General features: G+C 58.6%; 11 protein-coding genes. 4 read left to right on the top strand and 7 right to left on the bottom strand.

Annotated elements, in window-relative coordinates:
* The first annotated feature begins 8 nt into the window (after nt 1-8).
* Nucleotides 9-581 carry a CarD family transcriptional regulator gene (locus ACTJKV_RS19755; protein ID WP_027673546.1) on the top strand — a complete coding sequence of 191 codons (573 nt, stop codon included), beginning with the start codon at nt 9-11 and terminating at the stop codon, nt 579-581.
* Nucleotides 582-702: 121 nt separating this feature from the next.
* Here the strand turns inward: ACTJKV_RS19755 and ACTJKV_RS19750 are convergent, their stop codons facing one another.
* Entirely contained in the window at nt 703-1,248 is a 546-nt protein-coding gene (locus ACTJKV_RS19750; protein ID WP_440599361.1) for a L,D-transpeptidase family protein, read from the bottom strand.
* Between the two features lie 141 nt (nt 1,249-1,389).
* On the opposite strand from ACTJKV_RS19750, the gene ACTJKV_RS19745 reads away from it, so the two are divergent.
* Together ACTJKV_RS19745 and ACTJKV_RS19740 are read left to right on the top strand one after the other, a co-directional pair.
* Entirely contained in the window at nt 1,390-2,073 is a 684-nt protein-coding gene (locus tag ACTJKV_RS19745) for a response regulator transcription factor (RefSeq protein WP_062424741.1), read from the top strand.
* A gap of 163 nt (nt 2,074-2,236) precedes the next feature.
* A complete protein-coding gene (locus ACTJKV_RS19740; protein ID WP_062444501.1) occupies nt 2,237-2,692 on the top strand; it encodes a cyclic nucleotide-binding domain-containing protein in 456 nt (151 codons plus the stop codon).
* A gap of 114 nt (nt 2,693-2,806) precedes the next feature.
* Here ACTJKV_RS19740 and ACTJKV_RS19735 read toward each other — a convergent pair whose 3' ends face one another.
* From ACTJKV_RS19735 to tesB, 6 genes are all read right to left on the bottom strand, one after another.
* Entirely contained in the window at nt 2,807-3,610 is an 804-nt protein-coding gene (locus ACTJKV_RS19735) for an exodeoxyribonuclease III (RefSeq protein WP_274103495.1), read from the bottom strand.
* A 153-nt stretch (nt 3,611-3,763) separates the two neighbouring features.
* On the bottom strand, nt 3,764-4,489 hold the full coding sequence (locus ACTJKV_RS19730; protein WP_062424738.1) for an outer membrane lipoprotein carrier protein LolA: 726 nt from the start codon (nt 4,487-4,489) through the stop codon (nt 3,764-3,766).
* Nucleotides 4,490-4,605: 116 nt separating this feature from the next.
* The gene (locus tag ACTJKV_RS19725) at nt 4,606-7,236 is read right to left on the bottom strand and encodes a DNA translocase FtsK (protein WP_112519352.1); all 2,631 of its coding nucleotides are present in this window, start codon (nt 7,234-7,236) and stop codon (nt 4,606-4,608) included.
* Between the two features lie 207 nt (nt 7,237-7,443).
* Nucleotides 7,444-8,799, bottom strand: coding sequence for an ammonium transporter (locus ACTJKV_RS19720; RefSeq protein WP_112519351.1), 1,356 nt, complete (start codon nt 8,797-8,799; stop codon nt 7,444-7,446).
* 28 nt (nt 8,800-8,827) lie between these two features.
* Complete coding sequence (locus tag ACTJKV_RS19715) at nt 8,828-9,178, bottom strand: P-II family nitrogen regulator (RefSeq protein WP_062424736.1); 351 nt, start codon at nt 9,176-9,178, stop codon at nt 8,828-8,830.
* Nucleotides 9,179-9,392: 214 nt separating this feature from the next.
* Complete coding sequence (tesB, locus tag ACTJKV_RS19710; RefSeq protein WP_062424735.1) at nt 9,393-10,277, bottom strand: acyl-CoA thioesterase II; 885 nt, start codon at nt 10,275-10,277, stop codon at nt 9,393-9,395.
* A 92-nt stretch (nt 10,278-10,369) separates the two neighbouring features.
* On the opposite strand from tesB, the gene ACTJKV_RS19705 reads away from it, so the two are divergent.
* The gene (locus ACTJKV_RS19705) at nt 10,370-11,584 is read left to right on the top strand and encodes a ubiquinone biosynthesis hydroxylase (RefSeq protein ID WP_153312591.1); all 1,215 of its coding nucleotides are present in this window, start codon (nt 10,370-10,372) and stop codon (nt 11,582-11,584) included.
* Nucleotides 11,585-11,759 lie beyond the last annotated feature (175 nt).

Genomic DNA, 11,759 nt, shown 5'->3' with positions numbered 1-11,759 from the left:
AAAAACGAATGACGACCCAGCAGAAGAAATCTCCAGCGCGCCACGGTTTTAAAACCGGAGAAGCGATCGTTTATCCCGCTCACGGTGTCGGTACCATTTCGGCAATCGAAGAACAGGAAGTCGCGGGCATGAAGCTCGAACTTTTCGTCATCGATTTCGAGAAAGACAAGATGCGCCTCAAGGTGCCTGTCGCCAAGGCTGTCAGCATCGGCATGCGCAAGCTGTCCGAAGGGGATTTCGTCGAGCGTGCGCTGAAGGTTGTTCAGGGCAAGGCGCGCGTCAAGCGGACCATGTGGTCGCGTCGCGCGCAGGAGTATGACGCAAAGATCAATTCCGGCGATCTGATCGCCATCGCAGAAGTGGTTCGCGATCTCTATCGCGCCGAGAACCAGCCTGAGCAGTCCTACTCCGAGCGTCAGCTTTACGAAGCAGCTCTCGATCGCATGGCTCGCGAAATCGCAGCCGTGAACAAGATGTCCGAAACCGAAGCTGTTCGCCTCGTTGAAGTCAATCTCAACAAGGGCCCCAAGCGCGGCAAGGCCGTCGAAGAAGACGATGCACCGGAAGAAGAAGCCGCGTAAGGCTTTTCACCTACAGAATGTCAAAAAACCCGCCCGCCTCGTGGCGGGTTTTTTGTTTCTTTCGCAAAGATGGCCATTCTGTGTTGAGGACCTCTCGGCACATCACTCTTCACGCAAGCGCTTATAGAACCTGGATAATCTGTCCCGGGCGAAGATGGGGCAGAAGACGGCGCATGTCTCTGGGGTGCAGTGCAACGCAGCCGGCGGTCGGCTCGTAGCCCGGGCGGATCATGTGCATGAAGATGGCCGAGCCGCGATTGCGCTGCCTGGATCTGACGTTCCAGTTGAGCACCAGACAGACATTATAGAGCCCGTCTTCCCGGCAGAGGTCTTCGTGGCTTGGCTTGAATGGCGCTCTGACCAGCCGATTGTAGTTCGGATCGCTTGGCGCATCGCACCACAACATCGACTTCACTGCGCGACGCAACGTCAAACTCGTCTGGACGGCGCGGAAGCGTTCGCCCCGGATGAAGCCGTAGAGCAGCGGCATCTGAGCGATCGGCGTTTTGCCGTCACCTTCTCGCTTGAAAACAGAGCGTCCATTGCGACCAATCGCAGCCTGAAACGTTAAATGACCAAGCTGAACGATCGCTCGACTTGGGTTCAATGGTGACGGGCGGACGAGAAGCTTGGGTGGTAACGTTCGGAATTCAATCTTTCTGGTCATCACTCTTTTTCACGAGATTTTGCTTTGAAGATGCTTCACCCGAACGTCATAGCACGCCGTTATTGCTGCACAAGGGTTGACGCGAAGCGCGCAAACCGCTGAATTGGTTTGAAAATTAAAAGAGAAAGGCGAAGGTACTCTATGACGGCCCGTACATTGCTTCTTGTTGATGACGACGACGATCTGCGCGACACCCTTGCCGAACAACTTTCTCCCTATGAAGAGTTCTCGCTTCTGACGGGTGCGAACGCCAATGCTGCCATCCAGACGGTCAAATCCACTCAGGTCGATCTCTTGATCATGGATGTGGGTCTGCCGGACATGGACGGGCGCGAAGCGGTAAAGCTGATGCGCAAGAACGGCTTCAAGTCTCCCATCATCATGCTGACCGGTCACGACACGGATTCCGACACGATCCTTGGTCTTGAGGCCGGTGCGAATGACTATGTGACGAAGCCCTTCCGCTTTGCCGTGCTGCTTGCCCGCGTCCGCGCGCAGCTGCGCCAATATGAGCAGAGCGAAGACGCGGTCTTTACCGTCGGTCCCTACCAGTTCAAGCCGAGCCAGAAGCTGTTGACGACAGAAGATGGAAAGAAGATCCGTCTGACGGAAAAGGAAGCGGCCATCATCCGTTACCTTTACCGCGCTGGCAGCGCTGTCGTGACGCGTGACGTGCTGCTGGAGGAGGTCTGGGGCTACAATTCCGGCGTCACCACCCATACGCTGGAAACCCACGTCTATCGCCTTCGCCAGAAGATCGAGCGCGACCCCTCCAATGCCGAAATTCTCGTGACCGAAAACGGCGGCTACAAGATCGTCCCATAAGGGCGCTGTTTGCTCCGTCCTCTTGGACGCGCAGCGCTTAAAGGGCGATTTTCTTGATCCGCTCTTGTCTTGGAGTCCGCATTGGTCGAAAACGGGTTGAACCGCGCTACCTCAAATCTGAGCGGCGCGGCATCCGACTTGCATTTCCCAGGTGGATCAGCCCATGGCGTTGAACGACGATATCAAGCTTTTCGCGCAGGTGCCGCTGTTCCAGGGCTTCAGCGAAGACCAGCTGCGCCTGATCGCCTTCGGCGCCGAGCGGCGGCGCATTGCCGCGGGGCACATGCTGTTTCGCCAGTACTCTCCCGCCGAGTGCGCCTTCGTCATCTGCAATGGACGCTTCGATCTCTGGACCGAAGAGCGTGACGGCAAAAGAGAGGTTAAGGCCACCGTCGGTAGCGGCTGTCTTCTTTCCGAACTGGCGCTTTTCACGCTCTGCGAACGCAAGTTCACCGCGGTCGCGCGCGAGGATTCAGAGGTGATCCGTATCACACGCATCCTCTTCCATCGCATGATCGAGGAATTCCCGGATGTTGCCGCGGTGGTGTCCGAGCGCATCCGTGGCAACATCGCCGCACTTGCCACAAGTGCGGCTGCGATGCAGAACCGGTTTCTGTAACCGCTTTACTATTAAAGCGTGTCGCGATCCTTCAGATTCGCTCCCTACGCTTTAAGTCCTTGTTTTGTCGCATGTCGTTATCGCAAAACCGCTGCACACTTTTGCGCGGCATGCTTAGAACTTAAAGTGGGCCGTCACCGGAACGTGGTCGGAGGGTCTGTTCCAGCCGCGCGCTTCCTTCAGGATTTCGATCCGATCGAGCGAGGGACCAAGATCCTGCGATGACCAGATATGGTCCAGACGGCGGCCGCGATTGGCAGCTTCCCAATCCTTGGCGCGGTAGCTCCACCAAGTGTAGATCTTTTCCGTTTCCGGCACGTTGAGCCGCATCAGGTCGAGCCAATTCCCGCGCTTCATCACCTCCAGCAGACCTTCTGTCTCGACAGGCGTATGGCTGACGATCTTCAGCAGTTGCTTGTGCGACCAGACGTCGTTTTCGAGCGGCGCTATGTTGAGGTCACCAACGAGGATTGACGATGCTCCTGGTGTGGCGTCGGCGCTCAGCACCTTCATCTCCTCGACGAAATCGAGCTTGTGGCCGAACTTCGGATTGATCGACCGGTCCGGCTCGTCGCCACCTGCCGGAACATAGAAGTTATGAAGGCGGATGCGGCGGCTGCCGACCTGCACCAGAGCGGAGATATGGCGGGCGTCCCCGACCTTGCAATAATCCTGACGGTGATCTTCCGTCAGCGGCAGCCTCGAGGCGATGGCAACGCCGTGATAGCCCTTCTGTCCATGAATGATGATGTGCTCATAGCCGAGCGCCCGCAGGGGCTTCAGAGGAAACTCGCCATTCGGGCACTTGGTCTCCTGCAGGCACAGAACGTCTGGCTTGTAACGCACCAGAAACTGCTCGACGATCGGCATGCGCAGCCGCACCGAGTTGATGTTCCAGGTGGTTATCGAGAAAGTCATGCCTCACGCTCCGTCTTATGCAGCTAACGCGCCGTCCGTCCTATTGGACGCACAAACGACGCTTTACCCTGAACTATGCATCGGGCCGATGCTGTAGAGGCAGGCTTATAACAAGAGGGCAGAAAACTGGAAACGCTTTCTGCTGTCTCAAGGTCAACCGCGTTTGCGGACCTCTTCGTAGTTGATGTTGAAGACCTTGTCGTCGAGGTTCACGCCCGTCTGGACGTTGAAGATCATCACGGTCGTGTCCTTGTTCTGCGCATCTGTCGTCGTCCACTGACGCAGATCGAAGGTTTTCGGATCGAACATCAGTGTGATTGTCGAATCGCCGAAGATGCTCTTGTCACCGAGAACGATGGTGATCAGATCGGACTCTTCCTTGACGCTGCGAACCTTCTGATTGCTGAGGTCGATCTTGTCGGCAAGAAGCAGGCTGAGCGGTGTCTTGGACAGCGGATAGATGTCCCAGGTCTTCAGCTTCATGTTGCCGATGACCACGTTGCGGCCGTCCGCAATCACGCGCATGGGCGACGGGTCTTCGTAGTTGAAGCGAAGCTTGCCGGGACGCGAAATATAGAACTTGCCGCCTGTCTGTTCACCGCGCGGACCGAACTGAACGAACTCGCCCATCATCGTCTTGACCGACGAGAAGTGGTTGGCGATCTTCTGCGCCGTCACGCCGTCTCCTGCGCCCTGCGCTAAAGCTGCAATGGGCGAGAGCGCTACAGAGGCTGCCGCTGCCGAAAACAGCGTCATCACGCCTCGCCGCGTCATGCTGCTCTCAAGGCCGGGATGCTGAGCGGAAACGACCGAGCGGGTATTCTTCATTCTGTTCTCCTTCATCGCATCCCATGTGCCGAAAAAACACGGCGGCTTCATGACATGGAGCGACGGCTATAACGCTGAAAGCACACGCCTGGTTGCGGCTATCGAACCTGCACGCAAGCAACTGGTATCAAAGACCAACTGGCGGTCGAGCGTTAGACGATTGTGGCTTAATCATTCTCCGTCGGCACGAGAATTTCGCGCTTTCCGGCATGGTTTGCAGGGCCGATAATGCCTTCCTGTTCCATCCGTTCGATCAGCGACGCAGCGCGGTTGTAACCGATGCCGAGCCTGCGCTGGACGTAGGAGGTCGAGGCCTTGCCATCGCGCAGAACGACGGCGACGGCCTGGTCATAAGGGTCGTCGGACTCTGCCATATTGCCGGTGCCGGCAGGGCCGCCACCATCCTCGTCCTCATCCTCTTCGGTGACCGCTTCGAGATAATCGGGCGAGCCCTGGGTCTTGAGGTAGGATACGATCTCTTCCACTTCATTGTCCGAAACGAAGGGACCGTGGACGCGCTGGATGCGCCCGCCACCTGCCATATAGAGCATGTCGCCCATGCCGAGCAGCTGCTCTGCGCCCTGCTCGCCAAGGATGGTACGGCTATCGATCTTGGAGGTAACCTGGAAGGAAATGCGCGTCGGGAAGTTCGCCTTGATCGTGCCGGTGATGACGTCAACGGACGGGCGCTGAGTGGCCATGATGACATGAATGCCGGCGGCACGTGCCATCTGCGCCAGACGCTGCACGGCACCCTCGATATCCTTGCCCGCGACCATCATCAGGTCGGCCATTTCGTCGATGATGACGACGATATAGGGCAGCGGCTTCAGATCGAATTCTTCCGTCTCATACATGGCCTCGCCCGTCTGGCGGTCAAAGCCGGTCTGTACGGTTCTCGTCAGGACTTCGCCCTTGTCGAGTGCCTGCTGAACGCGGGTGTTGAAGCCATCGATGTTACGAACACCGATCTTCGACATCTTCTTGTAGCGCTCTTCCATCTCCCGCACGGTCCATTTCAGCGCGACGACGGCCTTCTTGGGATCGGTGACGACAGGCGAGAGCAGATGCGGAATGCCGTCATAGATCGACAGTTCGAGCATCTTCGGATCGATCATGATCAGGCGGCACTGTTCCGGCGTCATGCGATAGACGAGCGAAAGGATCATGGTGTTGATCGCGACCGACTTACCAGAGCCCGTAGTACCAGCCACGAGAAGATGCGGCATCTTGGCCAGATCGGCGATCACGGCTTCGCCACCGATCGTCTTGCCGAGTGCCATCGGCAGCTTGGCCTTGCTGCTTTCAAAATCGCGAGATCCGACAAGCTCGCGCAGGAACACCGTTTCGCGCGTGCGGTTGGGAAGCTCGATACCGATGGCATTGCGGCCAGGAACGACGGCGACGCGCGCGGCAATCGCGCTCATCGAGCGGGCGATATCGTCCGCCAGACCTATGACGCGCGACGACTTGATGCCGGGCGCCGGTTCAAGCTCATAAAGCGTCACGACGGGGCCAGGACGCACATGGATGATCTCGCCCTTGACGCCGAAGTCTTCCAGCACGCCTTCGAGCCGCCGGGCATTCTGCTCCAGAACATCTGCGTTCAGCGTGTTGTCCTTGACGACATTCTTTGGCTCGGCCAGCAGATGGATCGATGGAACCTGGAAGCCATCTGGCGAAATGAATGAGGTTTGCGCTTCGCGTGCAACCCGCTCGCTCGGCTTCGGCCGCGACGGTGGTGCCGTAATGCGTGTCGGGCTTCCCGGTGCCGGGCGTGGAGCAAAGGGCGCGTCGCCGGAGAGAACACCGTCCGGCAAGCTCTCTTCGTCGTCGAATGGCGGCTCGTCGAGATCGTCGTTGACGGAGGGTGCCTGTCGGCGTGCACGCGCTTCCGCCCGTTCCTCGAAGGAAGGCTCTGCCCTCTCCAGACGGTTGATCGCGGTCTTCAGTCGTGACGGCTCGTTCAGTGTGCCGAATTCGTAATCGTTGAAGTCGTAGGGCTGCTCGAACTCGTTAGTGAGCGACTTGGGCTTCAAACCGAAGATACGCCGAAGCCGTGCCTGGGTCGTGTACCAGTAATGGGTCAGCGCGCCAAAAGCGAGGAAGTTGGCGAAGAATCCCTCGCCGTCATCCTCATCATCCTCTTCGATCTCCTGAACCTTGCGGGCCTTGCTGTTGACGGCAGCCTGTGGCGCGAAGGGCTCCTCTGCATCCTGATCGAATGCGCCGAGAAGACCTGAAGCGACCAGCATCAGCCAGGCCGCAGGCACAGCCAGGATTGCGCCCAGAACGGTCGCAGCAGTGCCGGTCGGATAGGCGCCGAGGAAGAGCGCGGGAAAGCGCAGGATCATGTCGCCGATCACGCCGCCAATGCCGTTGGGCAGCGGCCAGGTCTGCGGTGCCGGGAAACATCCAAGCGAGGCAGAGGCAATGAAGGCGCCCCCAATCCAGGCCATCAGGCGGGTCGGCATGCGGGTGAGTTTGCGGCCGGAAATCAAGACGAAGGCCCAGGACAAAATGGGCAACATGGCAATCAGCGACGACAGCCCGAGAAACTGCATCATGATATCGGCAAAGATCGCGCCGCTATGTCCGAGCAGATTGGTGGGCTCGTTGGAGGTCGCGTAGGAGAGGCTCGGATCGGCCACGTTCCAGGTCGCAAGTGCGGTCACGCCCAGCGCCAAGGCCGCCAGAACGGCAAAACCACACAGCGCCATGATCTGTCGCACGACGAATGCCGTCAGCACGAAGCGATTGTCGCGGCCCTCGAATGTCGGAGAATTCACTCTGCCCATATGTTGAACCTGTCGTCCTTAGTTTTTCCGGAGCTTCGTGACCGAAGCAGGGATGACAGGGCAAAATAGCGACATGGTGGTTAATGTGGCATTAACCACGGGAAAACTCGTTTACCAAGCCTGGCCCACCGAAAACAAAGAAGCCCGGCGAGACGATCGCCGGGCTTCGATGATGAGGTTCGAGTGCGTAAATAGCACCGACCGATCTTAGTTGTGGTAGGCAGCTTCGCCGTGAGATGCGAGGTCGAGACCTTCGCGTTCGGCTTCGACCGGCACACGCAGACCGACGATGATGTCCACGATCTTGTAGAGGATCGCAGAGCCGATACCCGTCCACAGGATGGTGATGACGACGGCCTGAATCTGAACCATCAACTGACCACCCATGGTCTGCTCGCCGGCATAGCCGACGCCGCCAAGCGAGGCGCTTGCGAAGATGCCGGTCGCCAGAGCGCCGAACATGCCGCCAATGCCGTGAACGCCGAAGACGTCCGCGGTGTCGTCGTAACCGAACTTGTTCTTCACCACGGAGACGAAGAAGTAGCAGAGCGGCGAAACGATCACGCCCATGACGATCGCGCCCATCGGGCCGACGATACCGGCAGCAGGCGTGATGGCAACGAGACCAGCGATCATGCCGGAAGCAGCACCCAGCATGGAAGCCTTGCCACGCGTGAAGCTTTCAACCACGCACCAGGAGAGAATGGCGGCAGCGGTGGCGATGAAGGTGTTGACGGTTGCGAGCATTGCACCGCCGGAGGCTTCCAGGTTGGAGCCGGCGTTGAAGCCGAACCAGCCGACCCACAGCATGGCAGCGCCGACATAGGTCAGCGTCATGGAGTGCGGAGCCATCATGTCCTTGCCGTAGCCCGTACGCTTGCCGACCATGATCGCACCAATGAGACCGGCAACACCGGCATTGATGTGAACGACCGTGCCGCCAGCGAAGTCAAGGGCACCGAGACCGAAGAGGTAACCCTTGGCATCCCAGACCATATGGGCAATCGGGAAGTAGACGAAGGTAACCCAAAGCAGGCAGAAGAGAACCGAAGCCGAGAACTTGATGCGTTCCGCGAAGGCGCCGATGATCAGTGCCGGCGTGATGGCCGCGAAGGTCATCTGGAACATCACGAAGATGTATTCCGGAATGACGACGCCCTGCGAGAAGGTCGCAGCGGTCGTGTCCTTGGTCACACCCGCGAGGAAGAGCTTGGCGAAACCGCCGAAGAACGGGCTTTCAGAACCACCGAAGGCGAAGGAGTAACCGTAGACGACCCAGGCAATCATGACGGTGGCGGCAATGACCGTGCACTGCATCAGAACCGACAGCATGTTCTTGGCGCGAACGAGACCGCCGTAGAACAGGCCAAGACCCGGAACGGCCATGAAGAGGACCAGGATGGTGGACAGGAACATGAAGGCAGTGTCGCCCTTGTCCGGAACGGCGGCAACGGCTGCTGCTGCGGGGGCAGCAGCGTCCTGCGCAAAGGATATGACCGGCGCCAGGAGGGCTGCCGCACCGGCGCTCAAGGCGCTGAGTGTGGAAATTTTCTTGAAGTTCATAATCTGAGGACTCCCCTGTCAGCCGAGCTCAAAGCGCTTCTGTGTTCGTTTCGCCGGTGCGGATGCGCACTGCCTGTTCAATCGAGTAGACGAAAATCTTGCCGTCGCCGATCTGCCCCGTCTTGGCCGCGGATGCGATTGCATCGACTGCCTTTTCCACCACGTCGGACGCCACCGCGATCTCGATCTTCAGCTTCGGAAGAAAGCTGACCGCATATTCGGTACCGCGATAAATCTCGGTATGTCCCTTCTGACGTCCGTAACCCTTCACTTCGGTTACGGTCAGGCCCTGAATGCCGAGCGCGGTGAGAGCCTCGCGCACCTCATCCAGCTTGAACGGCTTGATAATGGCCATCACAATTTTCATCTGGTTTCCCATCCTTTGTTTGTGCTCGGCATGGAGCCGACTCTCCTTGCCGCTGGCAGATCAGTAACAGCGACTGACACTCTATATTCAAAGGGCGTGCCAGTTTCGGCATGCAGGGAATAAGTTATTGAAAAGTAACGACTATAAAAGATAAGGCCGCAAAACGGGCAATTGTTCGCGCTTTAGGCGAACAATTTATAGGCGATTTTTAAAAAATGATCGTTTTTTAGTCATTTGCCCGTTTGCGAATCAGGCCCTCTTGCGCCATCGAGGCGATAAGCACGCCATCGCGGGTAAAGAGGTTGCCTCTGGTCAATCCGCGGGCACCGGATGCACTGGGGCTGTCCTGCGTGTAGAGCAGCCAGTCTTCCAACTTGCACGGGCGATGAAACCACATGGCGTGATCGAGGCTCGCCACCTGGATGGTCGGATCGAAGATGGTCGTTCCGTGGGCATAGAGTGATGTATCGAGCAGCGTCATGTCGGAAAGATAGGCGAGAACCGCTGCCTGATAATGCCTGTCATCCGGCACGGCACCGACGGCGCGCACCCAGATATCCTGCTTCGGCTCCAGCTTTTCGCGCGAGATGTAATGCGTCAGCGAGACGGGGCGGATTTCGATCGGCCGCTTGTTCTCCCAGTATTTGCGGATCGCAGGTGGCGCATTGGCAAGAAACGCCTCCTGCAACTGCGCCTCGCTCATCAGGCTTTCAGGTTGCGGCACGTTCGGGATCGGGCTCTGGTGATCGAAGCCGCCCTCCTCGATCTGGAACGATGCCGACATGGCAAAGATCGCATGACCGTGCTGGATGGCAACGATGCGCCGTGTGGCGAAGCTTGCACCGTCCCGAATGCGATCGACCTGATAGATGATCGGCACGAGGGGATCGCCCGGCCGCATGAAATAGGCGTGGAGCGAATGGATAAAACGGTCCGCATCCACCGTTCGCTGTGCCGCCATCAGTGCCTGCGCAATGACCTGACCACCGAAGACGCGCTGCCATCCAACCTGTGGGCTGGTGCCGCGGAAAAGATTTTCTTCAAGCTTTTCAAGATCAAGCGTGGCGAGAAGATTTTCCATCGGGCTTGATGAATGAGAAGGATGCGACATTTCGGCATGCTCCGGCTGTATGAAGACGTGATGGGATGGTCTATAATGGCAGAAGAATATGCACAAGAACGCAAGGCGCAGGAGAAGACGCAATGCTTGATGTCGTGATTGCCGGGGGCGGATATGTGGGCTTAAGCGTTGCCGTCGCCATCAAGCAGGCAGCGCCGCATCTTGGCGTGCAGGTCATCGAGGCCGCCCCTGAAGACGTCTGGAAGAAGGACGTCCGCGCCTCCGCGATCATCGCCGCCGCAAGCCGCATGCTGGATGTCTTCGGCATCTGGCAGGAACTGGAGCCGGAAGCCCAGCCGATCAACAAGATGATCGTAACGGATTCGCGCACGGCAGATCCTGTTCGCCCGGTCTTCCTCACCTTCGACGGCGACGTGGCGGAAGGCCAGCCCTTTGCGCATATGGTCCCGAATGTCGCCATGGTCGGTGCTCTGCGGGGAGTGTGCGAGCGGCTCGGTATCGAGATCCGCCACGGGCTCAGCGTCACCGGTTTTTCCGCGGGCCCGCAAAGCAATCACATTTCGCTTTCCGACGGCTCCTCGCTGGAAACGCGTCTGCTGGTTGCTTGCGATGGCGTGAAATCGGCGCTGCGCGACATGGCCGGCATCAAGGCCGTTCATTGGGCTTACGATCAGTCGGGCATCGTCACGACTGTCGAGCATGAGCGGCCGCACAATGGCTGCGCGGAAGAACATTTTCTGCCTTCCGGTCCCTTTGCCATCCTGCCACTCAAGGGCAACCGCTCGTCGCTGGTGTGGACCGAGCGCACGGCAGATGCCGACAGCCTCGTCGCGTCCGACGATCTCATCTTCGAAGAAGAGCTTGAGCGTCGCTTCGGCCACAAGCTTGGGCCGATCCGCCCCGTTGGTCCGCGCCGCGCCTTCCCGCTTGGCCTCACGCTTGCCCGCGCTTTTGTCGCGCCACGCATTGCGCTTGCCGGCGACGCCGCCCACGGGATTCACCCGATATCCGGCCAGGGCCTCAATCTCGGCTTCAAGGATGTGGCGGCACTGGCCGAGACCGTTGTCGAGGCCGATCGCATCGGGCTCGATATCGGCTCACTCAATGTGCTGGAGCGCTACCAGTCCTGGCGCCGCTTCGACACGGTGCGCATGGGTGTGACCACCGATGTGTTGAACCGTCTGTTCTCAAATGATCTCGGGCCAATCCGCGTTGCGCGCGATTTCGGGCTGGGCCTCGTTGATCGGATTCCCGCATTGAAATCCTACTTCATCGGCCAGGCTGCCGGAACGGCGGACCGCAATGGACCGAGATTGCTGGCGGGACAACCTCTGTAGCCGGCATCGTCCTTTAGCATCATCTGATTCAGCATCTGGTGGCTTTCGGTAAAGCGGAAGCCACATCTTGCCGTGAACAAAGACTGAATCTGACAGAGTCAGCGATTCGTCTCTGATTCGTTCTCAACCTGTTCCGAATCTTGCGCCTTTGGCGTTTCTCAGCAAAAAAGCGGTT

Source organism: Agrobacterium sp. 22117 (assembly GCF_052045735.1).
GTDB lineage: Bacteria > Pseudomonadota > Alphaproteobacteria > Rhizobiales > Rhizobiaceae > Agrobacterium > Agrobacterium cavarae.
The sequence above is the reverse complement of the archived record's forward strand: the minus strand, read 5'-3'. Positions and strand labels throughout refer to the sequence as shown.